Genomic DNA, 15,240 nt, shown 5'->3' with positions numbered 1-15,240 from the left:
GGCGGTTAGCGCCCGTTCCGAACCGGTAAGCGCGCCCCGACCTTGCCGCAGGTTCCGAAATCCAGCACCAGATCGACCTCCTCCCCCTCGGCCAGCGGGTGGTTCAGCCCCATCAGCATCAGATGTTCGCCCCCGCGGACGAGTTCGTGGCGCCCCCCGGCAGGGATTGCGACCGGGTCCATCTTGACCATGCGCATCATCCCGCCCTCTTCGCGGTTGCCGTGCAGCTCAACCCGCTGAGCGGCCTCAGAGGCAGCGGCAGAAAGTGTACAGGCCACCTGCCCCTGATTCTCGATCACCATGAAAGCCGCGCCGGACCGGGGATTGGTCGAGCGGACATAGCCATCGCGCAGCACCAGATCCTGTCCCAGCACGGCGCAGGGCAGCAAGGTCAGACAGAAAGCGGCAGAAAGGAATTTCATGGCAGGCCTCATTCCGGTCGCAGCGGGTTAAGCCAAGGATGCCAGAGAGCATTCACGCGAAAAAGCCCCGCCGGGAACGGCAGGGCGCACGCATCCTCAACGGGGCCAAATCGGAACCCCTGTCGGGAAATCGCGAATCAGGCTTTCGCCAGATCGCGCTTGATTTTCAGGGCACGCTCGGACAGCTCAGAGTCCTTGGCCTTGGCCAGGAAAGCGTCCAGACCGCCACGGTGGTCAACCGAACGCAGCGCCGCGGCCGAGATGCGCAGCTGGAAGCTGCGGCCCAGTTTCTCCGACAGCAGCGAAACTTCGTTCAGGTTCGGCAGAAACCGGCGGCGGGTCTTGTTGTTGGCGTGGGACACGTTGTTGCCGCTCATCGGGCCCTTGCCGGTCAGTTCGCAAACGCGCGACATGATCTTGTTCCTTCGCTTCGATCCTGCACGGGCGTCTGCCCGCAATATGAAAGGGCGCCGCGTGGCAGCGCCCGGAAATCCGTTTGCGGGGGATAAAGGCAGACGGCCAGCGCGTCAAGCCTTTTCGCCGGGTTTTCGCGGCCCGTCGCCCCGGATTACGGCGGAATATGCCCGGTTTTCATGATCGAGCAAAGCCCGTTTGCGCCACAGCCCGCCACCATAGCCGGTCAGCTGCCCGTCCAAACCGGTTACGCGATGGCAGGGAATCACTATGGCAAGCTGGTTGGCGCCATTTGCCCCTGCTGCAGCCCGCACTGCCAAAGGCCGCCCGACGCGCCGCGCAAGCTCGCTGTAACTGATGGTGATGCCCGGAGGGATCTGCTGCAGCGCCTGCCAGACCTCTTGCTGAAAAGGCGTGCCATACAGCGCCAGAGGCAGGTCGAACCCGGCAAGCGTTCCGGCAAAATAGCCGGCGATCTGGCCCTCGGTCCGGTCGATGACGGCATTCCGTCCGGCGCTGATGCCTCCCCCGGCAATCCGGTGCAGGCGCATCAGCTCGGCGGGCAGTTCCTTGCGCTCAACAAACTCCAGCAGATGCAGCCGGGCGTCATCTGCAACCGCGATCATCCCGCCAAGGGGGGTGCTGAACCCCGCCGCCACAAGAGCCATCTGCCCGCCCGAAACCGGCGCAAGCAGCTCTGCAAGCGCCGGGCCGGGATCAGGCCGCAGGTCAGGCCCTGCGCTCATGCGCCTGCAGCCCGGCGTCAGAAGCGTCCAGCCAATCGAGCATCTGCGCCGCCGCCGAATCAGGGTCGCCTTCCCCCCGCGCCACGGCATCCCCAACCTCGCGCAGTCGGGCGCGCACCTCGGGCCGCTCAAGCCGTGCCAGCAGACCCGCGCGCAGCTCGGACAGGAACCAATGGCGCGCCTGCTCAGCCCGCCGGGCCACAAAATGACCGTGATCGCGCCGCCAATCGGCAAGCCAGGTCATATTATCCCAAGCCTTTTCCAGCCCCTCGCCGGTATAGGCAGAGACCGGCAGCGCCTTGGGGAACCCCTCGGGGTCATAGGGGCGCTTGCGCAAAAGCCGCAGCGCACCCGCGTAATCGGCAACCGTGCGCAGGGCAGTTTCACGCAGATCGCCGTCTGCCTTGTTCACCAGGATCAGGTCCGCGATCTCCATGATGCCGCGCTTGACCCCCTGCAGCTCATCGCCGCCAGCAGGGGCCAGCAGCAGGATAAAGAGGTCCGACATCTCGGCAACCAGCGTTTCGGACTGACCAACACCCACCGTCTCGATCAGGACGACGTCAAAGCCCGCCGCCTCGCACAACCGCACCGTTTCGCGGGTACGGCGCGCCACCCCGCCCAGCTCGGCCCGCGAGGGTGAGGGGCGGATAAAGGCGTTCGGATCGCGGCTGAGCTCTTCCATCCGGGTCTTGTCGCCCAGAATCGAGCCGCCCGAACGTGCCGAGCTGGGATCAACCGCCAGCACAGCGACCTTAAGCCCCTGCGCAGTCAGCATCTTGCCAAAAGCCTCGATAAAGGTCGATTTGCCGACGCCCGGCGTGCCCGACAGGCCGATGCGCAGCGCCTGCCGCCGGGGCAGCTCGGCCATCAGCGCCACGGCACGGGCGCGATGGTCAGGACGGGTGCTTTCGATCAGCGTAATCGCGCGGGACAGCGCGCGGCGGTTGCCCTGCGTCAGGGGTTCGGTCAGTTCATCCATGGCCACTCCCGGCGGCGTCCTAGCAAGGCGGGGGTCGACTGCCCCGCCCCTTGTGGATATTTCCACCGAGGGGACATGTAAACGCCGGGCGGTTGTGACGGATCGGCGCGGGGTGATGTCCGGACGCAGAAAACGGGGCGGATCATGCCGACACGGCGGGCAATATTGGCGGCAATGGCAGCGGCTCTGGCTGGACCTGCCATGGCCGCGCCGCGCCTGCAGCTGATGATGGTGCGGCGTCGGGGCTGCGTCTATTGCGCACAATGGGACCGCGAGATTGCCCCCGTCTATGCCAGCCACCCCGAGGGCCGCGCTGCGCCCTTGCTGACGGTCGATCTGGACGGTCCCTATCCCGACGGGCTGGCGCTGGCGCGGCGACCATGGCTGACCCCGACATTCATCCTGCTGCAGGACGGGGTCGAGATGGCCCGCTTTGAAGGCTACCCCGGCCGCGACCGTTTCTTTGACGTTCTGCGCGATATGCTGGCCCAGGCGGCGGGCTGAGGCTTTCACCCCGGTCCGCTTTGGTTTATCCCATCGCAAGTAAGTACTTACCTAGACACGGGTCAGCCATGCACGACATCCGCGCAATCCGCGAGAATCCCGCCGCTTTCGACGCCGCACTTGGCTTGCGCAACCTGCCGCCGGCTTCTCCCGAAATTCTGTCGCTGGATGCCGACCGCCGTTCCCGCATCGCCGCGGCCGAGGCCGCGCAGGCCGAACAGAACAAGGCCAGCAAAGAGGCCGGCGCCGCCAGGGGTCGCGGCGACGAGGCGGAGTTCCAGCGCCTGCGCAACCTCGTCACCGCCAAGAAGGACGAAACCGCCCGCCTGCAAGCCGAGGCCTCGGCGCTGGATGCCAAGCTGCGCGAGCTGCTGCTGACCATCCCCAACCTGCCACTCGACAGCGTGCCGCCCGGCAAGGATGAGGATGACAACGTCGAGATCCGCCGCTGGGGCGAGCCGCGCACCCTGGATTTCACCCCCCGCGAACATTTCGAGATCGAAGGCGTCAAGCCCGGCATGGATTTTGAAACTGCTGCGAAACTGGCAGGCTCACGCTTTGTCGTGCTGTCGGGCGGCGTCGCCCGCATCCATCGCGCGCTTGCCCAGTTCATGCTTGACCTGCACGGCAACGAGCACGGGCTGACCGAGACCTGGACCCCGGTGCTGGTCCTGTCCGAAATGATGGAGGGTACGGGCCAGTTGCCGAAATTCGGCGAGGACAGCTATCAGACCCGCGAAGGCTGGTGGCTGATCCCGACCGCCGAGGTGACGCTGACCAATATCGTCAATAACGAGGTCATCGACCACTCCAGCCTGCCGCGCCGCTATGTGGCGCACAGCCAGTGCTTCCGCTCTGAGGCAGGCAGCGCCGGGCGCGACACCGCAGGTATGCTGCGTCAGCACCAGTTCGAAAAGGTCGAGATGGTGTCGATCACCGATGCCGGATCGGGACCGGCCGAGCACGCCCGCATGACCCGCTGTGCCGAGGCGGTGCTGGAGCGGCTGGGTCTGCCCTATCGCACCATCGTACTTTGCGGTGGCGATATGGGCTTTGGCGCGCGCATCACCCATGACCTCGAAGTCTGGCTGCCCGGGCAGAACCGTTACCGCGAGATTTCCTCGGTCAGCTATTGCGGCGATTTTCAGGCGCGGCGCATGAATGCGCGCTATCGCCCGGCGAATGGCGGCAAGCCCGAGTTCGTCCATACCCTGAACGGCTCGGGTCTGGCGGTCGGCCGGACGCTGATCGCGGTGCTGGAAAACGGCCAGCAAGCCGACGGTTCGGTCGTCCTGCCCGAGGTGCTGCATCCCTATCTGGGCGGAAAGACGCGGCTAGGGGCTGACGGCCAGCTGATCTGAGTCAAGAAAAGGCGGTCCGGCGCGCAACTTCATGCGCGTTGGCGGCGTTTCCTGCTCATGTCGCGCGTGGGTACCTTGTTGCTGGTTCTGGCTGCGCTGGTCTTTATGGCCAGCACGGTCTTTCACGCCATGACGCCCGCGCAAGAAGGCGTGACACTGGCCGAGCGGGGCATTGCGCTGGCGGGCCTTCAGCGCCTCACCGAGCAGCCACAGCAAATGGATCTGCCGGGGCTGTTCCTGCAACCCGGGGGCCCTGGCATGGCCGGGCTGATGGTCGTGACCATGGTGGCGCTGGTCTATCACCTTGCCCGCTGTTTCGTTCTGCCGGGCCCGTGGCGGCAGGCCAGACGCAACGATGGCGGGGCCGTGCAGGGGCCACTGATCCTTGGGCTGGTCCTGGGGGCGATCTGGCCCTGGCTTTTGCCCGGACAGCCGGTGGTGGCGCTGGTACTGGCTGCCGCAATGCTGACGGCATTTCTTGCCGCGGCCATGCGCGGCGTCCGCAGCGGGGATGAGGTGCTGCACAGCTCGACCCTTGGCTTTATCGCGGGCTGGGGGATGCTGATCAGCTTTGCCGTTCTGGCGGGACTTTTGCGAGACGAGCTTGGCATCCCGCAAGAGATTGCCGCCGTAATCACCATGCTCATCGGCTCGGTCGCGGCGGTCAGCGTGCAACTGCGGCTGGGGCGCAGGACGGGTTTCAGCCTGGCGCTGCTCTGGGGGCTGATCTGCCTTGCCGGGGCGACGGTCACCACCGACGCGGTGATCGCCACCATGGCGGTGATCTCGATCGCCATCATCGCCGTGGCTATGGTGCGGGTGCTGACCTAAGCGCCCTTGGGCTTTTGCCGGTGCTTGTGTTTGGAAAGCGCGCCGGACTGATTGATCTTGTTCGCCTTGTCCTTGTAGGGGTTCTTGGACCCCTGATCGCGGAAGGTCAGCCGGATCGGTGTACCCGGCATGTCGAAATCCTGCCGCAGCCCGTTGACCAGATAGCGCGCGTAACTGTCGGGCAGTTTGTCGGTATGGGTCGCCATGATGACAAAGGCTGGCGGACGCGTCTTGACCTGAGTGATATAGCGCAGCCGAATGCGCCGCCCCCCCGGAGCAGGGGTCGGATGCGCCTCGGTCATCGCCGACAGCCACTGGTTCAGACGCGCGGTCGACACACGCCGGTTCCAGACCTCATGCGCGCGCAGGATCGCTGCATGCAGCCGGTCCAGCCCCTTGCCCGTGCGGGCCGAGACGGTGACCAAAGGCGCGCCCTTGAGCTGCGGCAGCAGCCGCTCGAACGCCTCGCGCAGCTCTTTGAGCTTTTCGGGCTTGTCCTCTTCGAGGTCCCATTTATTCGCGGCGACGACCACGGCGCGGCCCTCGCTTTCAGCGAAATCGGCAATGCGCAGGTCCTGCTGCTCGAACGGGATACCCACGTCCAGCAGAACGACCACCACCTCGGCAAAGCGCACGGCGCGCAGGCCATCGGCGACCGACAGCTTTTCGACCTTGTCGGTGACGCGCGCCTTTTTGCGCATCCCCGCCGTGTCAAAGATGCGGACCGGCGTCCCCATGAACGTGGTACCGACGCTGATCGAATCGCGGGTGATCCCGGCCTCGGGCCCGGTCAGCAGGCGATCTTCGCCCAGAATACGGTTGATAAGCGTCGATTTCCCCGCGTTCGGCCGACCGATCACAGCGATCTGCAAAGGCTTGCGCTCTGAGGGACGCCAATCCTCGGCCTCTTCGTCACCATCCTCGACAGCGACATCGGTTTCGGGCGCCTGCTGGACGTTCTGGGCCTCAAACCCCTCGGCCAGCGGGACAAGGGCGCGGTATAGATCGTCCATCCCCTCGCCATGCTCGGCCGAGATGCGCAGGGGTTCGCCCAGACCAAGAGCATAGGCCTCGATCGCGCCCGCCTCTCCGGCACGGCCCTCGGCCTTGTTCGCGGCCAGAATGACGTGTTTGGCGCGCTTGCGCAGGATATCGGCGAAATACTCATCCGCCGCAGTCACCCCGACACGGGCGTCGATGATGAACAGGCAGACGTCCGCCTCATCGACCGCGCGTTCGGTCAGGCGGCGCATGCGGCCTTGCAGGCTGTCATCTTCGGCCATTTCAAGTCCGGCCGAATCAACGACGATAAAGCGCAGATCGCCCAGACGCCCCTGCCCCTCGCGCAGGTCGCGGGTCACGCCGGGCTGGTCGTCAACCAGCGCCAGCCGCTTGCCGACAAGGCGGTTGAACAGCGTGGACTTGCCGACATTGGGACGCCCGACAATGGCGAGGGTAAAGGTCATCTGTATGCAATCAACTGGCCGCCATGGGTGACGACATAAAGGGTCTGGCCCGCCACAGCCGGCGCCGCCGCGGCCCCGCCCGGGATCTGGGCCGTGCCGATCAGCGCGCCCGAAGCGGGATCGAAGACGCGCAGATAACCGTCAGATGAGGCAAGGTAAAGCCTGGATCCTGCCAGCACCGGACCATAGTGGTTCCAGATCTTGTCCTGCTTGCGAACGATCTGTTCGGTAAAATAGGGCAGTTTCTGCGCCCAGACCCGGCCACCATTGGCCGCGTCCAGCCGGATCAGCTGCGCCTGATCGTTGACGAGAAAGACCGAATTGCCCGCTGCCAGAACAGGGCTCGCCGCGCCTTCGCGGGCGTGCCATTTCATCATGCCGGTGCCAAGGTCAAAGGCCCCGACCCCGCCCGCGCTGGTGCCAGCGTAGACAGTATTGCCGACGATGACCGGATCGCCCGTCATGTCGCGGAAATACGAGACCGCACGGCCAAGCCGGGTTCCCCCGACGTTCGAGACCCAGCGCTGGCTGCCATTGCCGGTGTCGACGCCGATCAGGCCGCCGGTATTCGACGGGAACACCGCCGTATCACCCGCAACCGCCGGGGCCGATGCCCCCATGACGCCCGCCATGTCCTTGTTGTCAAAGCTGCGCCACAGCACCTTGCCGTCGCTGGCGCGCACCGCCCAGCCGGTCTGGTCGCGGCCGACGACATAAACGACGCCATTCGCCACAGTGGGCGCGCCGCTGATCGGCGCATCGACCCGCTGGCGCCACGCGACGCCGCCATTGCGGGTGTCCAGCGCAACCAGCTCACCATAGCCGGTGGTCGCAAAGACCCGGCTGCCCTCGACGGCAAGACCGCCGCCCGAGACGCTGCGGTCGCTTTCGCCAGCAGGGCGCAGATCGACGCTCCACACCCGGCCCCCGCCGGTGGTTGTTGCAGTGACGGTGGACTGGCTGTCCAGCGTAAAGATCAGGCCGCCCCCCACAACCGGATCGGCGGTGATGCGGTGGCGCTTGCCCGACGGAGAGCCGATGGCGGCCGCCCAGACCCGTTGCGTCCCCGCCCCCAGCGCGACGTTGCCCGGCGCATGCGCAGCATTGCCAGCACGCTGGGTCCAGTCAGAGTTACCGCGCACCGGCGGCAGAGACAGGGCGGCTGTGGCCGGCGCCTGGGCTCCGTCAGCCACCGGTCCTTCGGGCGACAGCACCGCGCGCGGGTCCAGCCGTTCTCCGGGCAGGATGACCTCACGCTGCTGGCAGGCCGAAAGGACGGTCAGTCCGGCCAGGGCGGCGATCAGGGGCAGCCTCGTCATCGCGTTCTCCTTTATCCTGGCCGGGTGTCGAATCAGACCCGGCCGCGGGCACGGTGTTTCAGTTCGCCGGCAGGACCGGTCATTAATTTGCGGCGGGGGCCGGCACGGTTTGCGGCCCGGGACCCGCGTCGCGCTTGGGCTCGACGCCCAGGGTGATCATCATCTCGGACAGGCGGCGACGCAAGGGCTCGGACAGGCCATCCTTTTGCTGGATCTGGCCGATCAGGGTGATTGCGTCCTCTTTGCGGTCCGCGCCCATCAGCGCCACGACCTTTTGCTCAAGCGCCAGAAGCTCAAAGGGCGCGCCGGGCTTGGACAGATCGGCCAGCAGCCGGTCACGTTCGGCCGCGTCCATCGAGGGACCGGCGACCATCACGGCCTTGAGCAGCGCCAGATCATGCAGCACGGGATCGCCTGCCAGATCAGCCGCAACGGCCTTGAGACGCTCGGCAGCTTTTTGCGGCAGCCCGGCCTCGGCCTCGGCTCCGGCGGCCAGCATCTCGGACAGGGCCTTGCGGCCGGCCGAGCCTGCGGGATCAATGGCGGAAAGCGCCGTGATCGGGTCCTCGCCCTGACGGGCGGCAAGAACGGCATCGCCCCAGGCCTGAGCCCTGGTTTCGGCCTGACGGCTGGAATATTCGTGCCAGGCTGCACCGCCGACGATCCCCAGAATCACCACCAGCGCAACCCAGCCATAGCGGCGGAAAAATGCGAACAGCCGGTCTCGGCGCAGGTCCTCGGTGACTTCGTCGATGAAGCTGTCGTTCTGATTGGCCATGTCGTCCCCGGATATATCCTGCGCGCTGTTCTATACGCGGTTTCACCCGTTTGCCAATGGCGGGACGCGACGCGACTGACGGAAGGCTGACAGGCTGTAGATCGCCAGCGCCACCCAGATGATCGCGAACGCAACCATGTGCCAGCGGGTGAACGGCTCACCAAACAGCAGCACCGCACACAGAAACTGCAACGTCGGGTTCAGATAGAACATCAACCCCAGCGTCGCCATCCCGACCCGCCGTGCGGCATAGCTGAACAGGATCAGCGGCACGGCCGTCACCGCACCCGAGCTGATCAGCAGCAATGAGGTCCACAGATCGGCCCCGAATGCCAGCGGCTGCGCCAGCGCCTCCGGCATCAGCCCGAACCCCTGTCCCAGCAGCCACAAAAGCGCAAGCGGCGTCAGCAGCGCCACTTCGGCTGCGACCGACAGCACCGGACCCAGCGGCAGAGCCTTCTTGATCGCGCCATAGGCGACAAAAGTCAGCGCCAGCCCAAGGCTGATCCACGGCGCAACCCCCAGTCCCCAGGTCAGCAGCACCACCGCCGTCACCGCAAGCAGCACCGCCACCGCCTGCGCCGCACTGAGCTTTTCGCCGAAAAGCAGCATCCCGACCACCACCGCCATCAGCGGAAAGATGTAATAGCCAAGCGAGCTTTGAACGACATGACCGGCCTGGATCGCCCAGATGAACAGGCCCCAGTTCGTGGAAACCATCAGCGCCGCCAGCGTGATGCGCCCAACCCAGCGCCCGGTCAGCGCCTCGCGCAGCGCGCCCAGCCTTCCCTGAACGGCAAGCACGATCAGAAACAGGACCAAAGACCAAAGGGTGCGATGCGCCAGCACCTCAACAGTCGGCACTCCCGAGAGCGCACGATAATAGATCGGCGACAGACCCCAGGTCACACAGACCGCGATCATCGCCCAAAAGCCCTTGGTCCAATCACTCATGCAGGAATCCTTTCGGTCGCCAAGCCATGCCGCCGATTCGCAACCGGGGCAAGGGGCCGCCGGATAACGTGTGGCAAGACGGCCAGGAAAATCCGGTTCGTGACCTGGCCAAACCAGATGCGTTGTACATGGCGGCCGGTTCAGGACGCCCTTACAATCCGGGTCTGAAAGCAATTGTTGCGCGCGGATCGGACATCAACAAAGCTGATGTCATCGCAGGCAAGCAGCTCTGCGGCACAGGAACTGATTTCGTCTTTGGCGACGATTTTTCCGGTCCCGTATCGGATCCGCTGATCGGCCGTATATCCTTTCAGCAGATAGTCCGGGCTTTCCAGCATCGGCGGCAGGCCGTCGCCAGCCCACGGCTGACACTCATCAGCGCATAGAAAGATCGGGCCTGTTTCGGCATGGGGCTGTAGTTCATCAAATGGTCGACAGGCCAAGATCAGCATCCCGGCGCCCTTGGGAATAAGCCCCGGACAATGTCGGCATGGATTGCCCTTACCGTCAGAGATCGTCCGCTCGGGCAGGCAACCATATGCATCGCGTCCCCCTGACCTCAGGGCCTTCACGTGATCGCTTGGCAAAGGAAGAAACGTTACCTTTTTCATTACAGCCTCCTGGAAGCAGACGTTAATCTTGCCCTTCAGCAGGCGTAAGGCACCCGGTTTCCTGCTTTTGAATGCTGACACCGACCGCATCGCGGTCAGCCAGAACATCAGAAATTTGCAACCGTGCTGCGCGATGGAAAAAGGCCCGCCAGATGGCGGGCCCTGATCCAATGTGGCGAAGGGATCAGAGGCGCGAGGCCACGTTTTCCCAGTTCACCAGCTTGTCGAGGAAGTTCTCGAGATACTTCGGCCGGGCGTTGCGGAAGTCGATGTAGTAGCTGTGCTCCCACACGTCGCAACCCAAAAGCGCGGTCTGACCAAAGCACAGCGGGTTCACGCCGTTTTCGGTTTTGGTGATCTTCAGGCTGCCGTCGGCGTCTTTGACCAGCCAGGCCCAGCCCGAACCGAACTGGCCGACGCCGGCTTCGGTGAATTTCTTCTTGAAGTCCGCAACCGAGCCAAAGGATTCGGTCAGGGCTTTTTCAAGCTCGCCGGGGATCGCGCCGGGGTTCGGGCCCATCATTTCCCAGAACTGGCTGTGGTTCCAGTGCTGGCTGGCGTTGTTGAAAATGCCGTTCTGCGCCACAGCGCCCGACTGGTAGGTGCCCTTGACGATGTCCTCAAGGCTTTTGCCTTCCCACTCGGTACCCGCGATCAGCTCGTTGAGCTTGTCAACATAGGCCTTGTGGTGCTTGTCGTGGTGAAACTCGAGCGTTTCCTTGGACATACCGCCCGCGGCCAGCGCGTCGTGAGCATAAGGAAGGTCGGGAAGCGTAAAGGCCATTTCTGTATCCTTTCCAACGGGTTTGGAGTGATGTTCTGGCACGGATGGGAAACGGGGAAAAGCCCTTGCTGCCAGCTTAACGCCTGGCAGGCAGGCAAGTTCCTGCCTCATTCCGCGCCGGGAAAACCGCAAAATCCGGTTCCGGTCATGACGTTATCATAGCCCAGGGCCGTCGCCGTCACCATAGCCGTACCATCCGCCTTGCGAAGGTTCAACCTATAGTCCAGCCGCTCGGTCCGCTGACCCGAGGCGTTGCGCACCCCGGCAAGCGCCCAGCCATAGGTGCGGCTCTGCCGGTCGTCGCCGGTAATGCGTGCCTCGGTCGGACGGCCGACAAGACGCTTAAGGATCGGGTCAAAGACCTCGATCCGGCCCTCTTTCGGGCCAGAGGTCTGGCGGGTCAGCATGATGAACTCGGGCACCCAGCCGGTGCCGCTTTGATCGACGATCTGGCACATCATCACGATAGGTGCCTCTTGCGCGCGGTCCTGCGCGCTGGAGGCAGAGACCGGCATCATCAGACCGGCAAAAGCAAGGGCAGGCAGGAACGGGACGGAACGCATGGAATCAACCGGATGGCATCAGCCCACCATCCATACGCCGCCCCGCCGCGACCACAAGCCCTAGCGAGGGTCCAGCTGCGTGCCCGGCGCCGCCGCAGTCGTCAGAAGGTTGCGCAGATAATCGGCAACCGAGCGGAAGCCGATCAGCACATAGCCCTCGGGCTCACGCCAGATGCCGCAGGCGACCTGCGCGGCACGGGTACGGCGCAGCCCGTCCTCGGGCATCGAGGACAGATCCGTCGGGCACAGTTTCATCAGCACCTGACGGGCCCTGGCGCCATGGATGCGGAACACCGCGCGCATATCGCTGACGTCCAGAACCAGCGCGTGTTCGGTCGACAGCGCATCCCGCAGGGCGGTCAGCGTCCCGGCCATCTCTGAAAGCGGCAGGACCAGCAGCAGCTCATCCGGGGACATCCAGCCCAGCTTGCGGCTGCCGTCCGAGGTGACGCGGCCGCGTCCGGGCACGGTGAGCCCGGCTGCGCCGGCAATCGCATCGCCCGCGCGCTCCAGATCGGCGCGGATCTGGATCATGCCCCAGTCCTGGACCTGCGAAATCCTTGCCAATGCCTCAGCCATTCGCCCGGCTCCCTTCCTTGTCGTAGAACACCGGATCGACGATCCGCGCCTTGTAGCTTTCCTGACCCGCAACGGGGAATTCCAGCACCTCACCCATGCGGTCAGGTCCATGCCTGACCAGACCCATGGCAATCGGCCGGTTCAGCGTCGGAGACATATAGGTCGAGGTCACCCTGCCCTGCGTCTTGCGCTGACCATTCGCATTCACGCCCTCATCGACAGCATAGACGCCGTCGGGCAGCACCCGCCCGTCAACGCTTTCCAGGCCGACGAGCTTCCAGCGTTCGGGATCGGTCATGTGGCTGCGCTCTTGTGCACGCTTGCCGATGAAATCGGCCTTTTTCTTGCTGACCGCCCAGCCAAGGCCCAGATCCTGCGGGATCACCGTGCCGTCGGTTTCGTCGCCGATCATGATAAAGCCTTTTTCGGCCCGCATGATATGCATGGCCTCGGTACCATAGGGCGTAACGCTCAGGTCCTTGCCGGCCTCATGCAGCTTTTCCCAAAGCTCAAGCCCGCGGTTGGCAGGAACGGCCACCTCAAAGGACAGCTCACCCGAGAAGCTGATGCGATAGACGCGGGCCGGAATACCAGCAATCTCGCCCTCGGCCCAGCCCATAAAGGGCAGCGCCTCGGCAGACAGATCCATGCCGCCCAGCCGCTCAAGCAGAACGCGCGCCTTGGGGCCGACCACAGCGATCTGCGCCCATTGCTCGGTCACGTTGGCAGTCCAGACCTTCCAGTCCCACCATTCGCATTGCAGCCAGTCCTCCATGTGACCATGGATGCGCTCGGCCCCGCCAGTGGTGGTGTGGACCAGCCAGGTGTCCTCGCTAAGCCGCGCGGCGACGCCGTCGTCGATCAGAAAGCCGTTCTCGTTACAGATCAGGCCATAGCGGCATTTGCCGACCGGCAGTGTGGACATCATGCCGGTGTAGATCATGTCGAGGAACTTGCCCGCATCGGGACCCTTGACGATGATCTTGCCCAGCGTCGAGGCGTCCAGGGTCCCGACGCTGGCCCGCACCGCCCGCACCTCACGCGCCACCGCATCGGCATGGCTTTCGCCCGCCTTGGGATAGCAATAGGGGCGGCGCCAGTGACCGACCGGCTCAAAGAAGGCGCTGCGCGCCTCGTGCCAGCCATGCATCGGAGTTTTGCGCAGGGGCTGGAACAGCTCACCCCGCGCCTCAGCAGCGATGGTGCCAAGCGTCAGGGGCGTATAGGGCGGGCGGAAAGTCGTGGTGCCGGTCGCCGGGATCGGCTGGTTCAGCGCGTTCGACAGAACAGCAAGGCCGTTGATATTGCTGACCTTGCCCTGATCGGTCGCCATGCCAAGCGTGGTGTACCGCTTGGTATGTTCGACGCTGTGATAGCCCTCTTGCGCAGCAAGTTCGACATCCGAGACCTTCACGTCGTTCTGAAAGTCGAGCCACATCTTGAACTTCATCTTGCGCGTGGCCTGCTGCGGCATGACCCAGACCGGCATGATCGCCGCCTCGGCCTGCGCACCGGTCAGCCCGGCGACCAGCAGATCGCCCGCAGCGGCACCGGCACAGCTTGCCATTGCCTTGCCGTCTGCCCCGGTCGGGGGACGGTTCGGGTCGGGGGCGAACATCGCCTGCGCGTCATCCCAGTTCAGCTTGCCGCCGCAATGGCTCCAAAGGTGAACCACCGGGGACCAGCCGCCGGACATTGCCACGCAATCGGCGTCCACCGTCTCGGTCACATCGCCCGAGCCGGAATGGGCGCAGATCTTGACCGCCTCGACCGAATGGCCACCCTTGATCCCGGCGATGGCGCTGCCGGTCAGGACGCGCACGCCCCGGGCACGCACCGCCGCGGGCAAAGCACCCTCGACCGAGTTGCGCGCGTCGATCACCGCCGGCACCTCAAGCCCGGCCTCAAGGGCCACCAGCGCGGTGCGATAAGCGTCGTCATTATTGGCAACGACAACGATCCTGCGCCCCGGCGCGACGCCATAATCGTTGATGTAATCGCGCACGGCCGAGGCCAGCATCACACCCGGCACATCGTTGCCGGCAAAGCTTAGCGGCCGTTCAAGCGCGCCGGTCGCGACGATCACATGACCTGCACGGATGCGCCACAGGCGCTGGCGGGGGATGCCTGCGTTCGGGTCGTGATCGGCCAGCGATTCGCGCGCCAGCAGATAGCCATGGTCGTAAAGCCCGGTCGCCTGGGTCGAGCGGCGCAGGGTTACGTTCTGCATCCCCTGCAGCTCGGCTACCAGAGCGTCGACGTGGGACTGACCATCAGCGTGGTCGGTGGGGGTGCGGCCGCCGAAATGGGGCGTCTGCTCGACCAGCCAGACCGATTTGCCCTCGCGCGCCGCGTCGCGGGCAGCGGCCAGACCAGCAATGCCGCCACCGACAACAACGACATCCACATGGGCATAGGCCTGTTCGTATTTGTCGGGGTCGGCTTCGGTCGGGGCCTTGCCCAGACCGGCCGACCGGCGGATCACCGGCTCAAACACATGTTTCCAGAACGCGCGGGGATGGATGAAGGTCTTGTAATAGAACCCCGCCGGGAAAAAGCGATACAGCCAGTTGTTTACCGCGCCGATATCAGCGTTCAGGCTGGGCCAGCAGTTCTGGCTGGTCGTGACCATGCCGCCGATCAGCGGCGTGGTGGTCGCACGCTGGTTCGGCTCGAACCGGCCCGCCTGACCAAGGCCCAAAAGCGCGTTCGGCTCTTCCACGCCCGAGGCGATCGGGCCGCGCGGGCGGTGATACTTGAAGCTGCGGCCCATCATCAGCTGGCCATTCGCCAACAGGGCCGAGGCAATGGTGTCGCCCGCAACCCCACGCATCTGGCGCCCGTCAAAGCGGAAGGGCAACGGATATGCGCGATCAATCAGGCGGCCGCCGCGCGGCAGTCGGAAGGGTCCGGTCTCGGTCATGCT

The 15,240-nt window shown here is 65.0% G+C and carries 16 protein-coding genes; 3 read left to right on the top strand and 13 right to left on the bottom strand.

Features of this window, described 5'->3' with window-relative positions; all coding sequences use genetic code 11:
* Positions 1-5: 5 nt before the first annotated feature.
* The 4 genes from F8A10_RS01930 to meaB all read right to left on the bottom strand — a co-directional run bounded on the left by F8A10_RS01930 (position 6) and on the right by meaB (position 2,564).
* Positions 6-422: a copper chaperone PCu(A)C gene (locus tag F8A10_RS01930; protein WP_152366567.1), complete on the bottom strand. Its 417-nt coding sequence runs from the start codon at positions 420-422 to the stop codon at positions 6-8.
* Positions 423-559: 137 nt separating this feature from the next.
* Entirely contained in the window at positions 560-835 is a 276-nt protein-coding gene (rpmB, locus tag F8A10_RS01925) for a 50S ribosomal protein L28 (RefSeq protein ID WP_010393169.1), read from the bottom strand.
* A gap of 114 nt (positions 836-949) precedes the next feature.
* Entirely contained in the window at positions 950-1,582 is a 633-nt protein-coding gene (locus F8A10_RS01920) for a methylated-DNA--[protein]-cysteine S-methyltransferase (protein ID WP_152366566.1), read from the bottom strand.
* Positions 1,566-2,564 carry a methylmalonyl Co-A mutase-associated GTPase MeaB gene (gene meaB, locus F8A10_RS01915; RefSeq protein ID WP_085501342.1) on the bottom strand — a complete coding sequence of 333 codons (999 nt, stop codon included), beginning with the start codon at positions 2,562-2,564 and terminating at the stop codon, positions 1,566-1,568. The genes F8A10_RS01920 and meaB overlap by 17 nt, the downstream gene beginning before the upstream one ends.
* Before the next feature lie 201 nt (positions 2,565-2,765).
* On the opposite strand from meaB, the gene F8A10_RS01910 reads away from it, so the two are divergent.
* The 3 genes from F8A10_RS01910 to F8A10_RS01900 all read left to right on the top strand — a co-directional run bounded on the left by F8A10_RS01910 (position 2,766) and on the right by F8A10_RS01900 (position 5,260).
* On the top strand, positions 2,766-3,068 hold the full coding sequence (locus F8A10_RS01910; RefSeq protein ID WP_227493398.1) for a thioredoxin domain-containing protein: 303 nt from the start codon (positions 2,766-2,768) through the stop codon (positions 3,066-3,068).
* Positions 3,069-3,136: 68 nt separating this feature from the next.
* Complete coding sequence (gene serS / locus F8A10_RS01905; RefSeq protein WP_010393176.1) at positions 3,137-4,429, top strand: serine--tRNA ligase; 1,293 nt, start codon at positions 3,137-3,139, stop codon at positions 4,427-4,429.
* A 57-nt stretch (positions 4,430-4,486) separates the two neighbouring features.
* Positions 4,487-5,260: a hypothetical protein gene (locus tag F8A10_RS01900; protein WP_152366564.1), complete on the top strand. Its 774-nt coding sequence runs from the start codon at positions 4,487-4,489 to the stop codon at positions 5,258-5,260.
* Here the strand turns inward: F8A10_RS01900 and der are convergent.
* The 9 genes from der to F8A10_RS01855 all read right to left on the bottom strand — a co-directional run bounded on the left by der (position 5,257) and on the right by F8A10_RS01855 (position 15,237).
* Positions 5,257-6,726 carry a ribosome biogenesis GTPase Der gene (gene der, locus F8A10_RS01895; protein WP_010393181.1) on the bottom strand — a complete coding sequence of 490 codons (1,470 nt, stop codon included), beginning with the start codon at positions 6,724-6,726 and terminating at the stop codon, positions 5,257-5,259. The two genes, F8A10_RS01900 and der, sit on opposite strands and share 4 nt — an antisense overlap.
* Positions 6,723-8,045 (bottom strand): PQQ-like beta-propeller repeat protein, encoded by a 1,323-nt coding sequence (locus tag F8A10_RS01890; protein ID WP_085501345.1) that lies wholly within the window; start codon positions 8,043-8,045, stop codon positions 6,723-6,725. Before F8A10_RS01890 ends, der begins: the two co-directional genes overlap by 4 nt.
* A gap of 82 nt (positions 8,046-8,127) precedes the next feature.
* Positions 8,128-8,823, bottom strand: a complete 696-nt coding sequence (locus F8A10_RS01885) for a tetratricopeptide repeat protein (RefSeq protein ID WP_010393185.1) — start codon at positions 8,821-8,823, stop codon at positions 8,128-8,130.
* A gap of 42 nt (positions 8,824-8,865) precedes the next feature.
* Positions 8,866-9,777 (bottom strand): EamA family transporter RarD, encoded by a 912-nt coding sequence (gene rarD / locus F8A10_RS01880; protein WP_010393187.1) that lies wholly within the window; start codon positions 9,775-9,777, stop codon positions 8,866-8,868.
* A gap of 140 nt (positions 9,778-9,917) precedes the next feature.
* A complete protein-coding gene (locus F8A10_RS01875) occupies positions 9,918-10,496 on the bottom strand; it encodes a DUF1203 domain-containing protein (protein WP_152366563.1) in 579 nt (192 codons plus the stop codon).
* Positions 10,497-10,572: 76 nt separating this feature from the next.
* The gene (locus tag F8A10_RS01870) at positions 10,573-11,172 is read right to left on the bottom strand and encodes a superoxide dismutase (RefSeq protein WP_085501347.1); all 600 of its coding nucleotides are present in this window, start codon (positions 11,170-11,172) and stop codon (positions 10,573-10,575) included.
* 107 nt (positions 11,173-11,279) lie between these two features.
* Positions 11,280-11,735, bottom strand: a complete 456-nt coding sequence (locus F8A10_RS01865) for a hypothetical protein (RefSeq protein ID WP_010393194.1) — start codon at positions 11,733-11,735, stop codon at positions 11,280-11,282.
* A gap of 60 nt (positions 11,736-11,795) precedes the next feature.
* Complete coding sequence (locus tag F8A10_RS01860; protein ID WP_152366562.1) at positions 11,796-12,314, bottom strand: sarcosine oxidase subunit gamma; 519 nt, start codon at positions 12,312-12,314, stop codon at positions 11,796-11,798.
* Positions 12,307-15,237 carry a sarcosine oxidase subunit alpha family protein gene (locus F8A10_RS01855; RefSeq protein ID WP_152366561.1) on the bottom strand — a complete coding sequence of 977 codons (2,931 nt, stop codon included), beginning with the start codon at positions 15,235-15,237 and terminating at the stop codon, positions 12,307-12,309. Before F8A10_RS01855 ends, F8A10_RS01860 begins: the two co-directional genes overlap by 8 nt.
* Positions 15,238-15,240 lie beyond the last annotated feature (3 nt).

The sequence above is a fragment of the Paracoccus kondratievae genome (assembly GCF_009301415.1).
Lineage (GTDB): Bacteria > Pseudomonadota > Alphaproteobacteria > Rhodobacterales > Rhodobacteraceae > Paracoccus > Paracoccus kondratievae.
This window is presented reverse-complemented; position numbering and strand designations above follow the sequence as displayed.

Coding starts and splice junctions, on each gene's coding strand:
- F8A10_RS01930 (WP_152366567.1), bottom strand. CDS start 422: ATGAAATTCCTTTCTGCCGCTTTCTGTCTGACCTTGCTGCCCTGCGCC.
- rpmB (WP_010393169.1), bottom strand. CDS start 835: ATGTCGCGCGTTTGCGAACTGACCGGCAAGGGCCCGATGAGCGGCAAC.
- F8A10_RS01920 (WP_152366566.1), bottom strand. CDS start 1,582: ATGAGCGCAGGGCCTGACCTGCGGCCTGATCCCGGCCCGGCGCTTGCA.
- meaB (WP_085501342.1), bottom strand. CDS start 2,564: ATGGATGAACTGACCGAACCCCTGACGCAGGGCAACCGCCGCGCGCTG.
- F8A10_RS01910 (WP_227493398.1), top strand. CDS start 2,766: ATGGCCGCGCCGCGCCTGCAGCTGATGATGGTGCGGCGTCGGGGCTGC.
- serS (WP_010393176.1), top strand. CDS start 3,137: ATGCACGACATCCGCGCAATCCGCGAGAATCCCGCCGCTTTCGACGCC.
- F8A10_RS01900 (WP_152366564.1), top strand. CDS start 4,487: ATGTCGCGCGTGGGTACCTTGTTGCTGGTTCTGGCTGCGCTGGTCTTT.
- der (WP_010393181.1), bottom strand. CDS start 6,726: ATGACCTTTACCCTCGCCATTGTCGGGCGTCCCAATGTCGGCAAGTCC.
- F8A10_RS01890 (WP_085501345.1), bottom strand. CDS start 8,045: ATGACGAGGCTGCCCCTGATCGCCGCCCTGGCCGGACTGACCGTCCTT.
- F8A10_RS01885 (WP_010393185.1), bottom strand. CDS start 8,823: ATGGCCAATCAGAACGACAGCTTCATCGACGAAGTCACCGAGGACCTG.
- rarD (WP_010393187.1), bottom strand. CDS start 9,777: ATGAGTGATTGGACCAAGGGCTTTTGGGCGATGATCGCGGTCTGTGTG.
- F8A10_RS01875 (WP_152366563.1), bottom strand. CDS start 10,496: ATGTTCTGGCTGACCGCGATGCGGTCGGTGTCAGCATTCAAAAGCAGG.
- F8A10_RS01870 (WP_085501347.1), bottom strand. CDS start 11,172: ATGGCCTTTACGCTTCCCGACCTTCCTTATGCTCACGACGCGCTGGCC.
- F8A10_RS01865 (WP_010393194.1), bottom strand. CDS start 11,735: ATGCGTTCCGTCCCGTTCCTGCCTGCCCTTGCTTTTGCCGGTCTGATG.
- F8A10_RS01860 (WP_152366562.1), bottom strand. CDS start 12,314: ATGGCTGAGGCATTGGCAAGGATTTCGCAGGTCCAGGACTGGGGCATG.
- F8A10_RS01855 (WP_152366561.1), bottom strand. CDS start 15,237: ATGACCGAGACCGGACCCTTCCGACTGCCGCGCGGCGGCCGCCTGATT.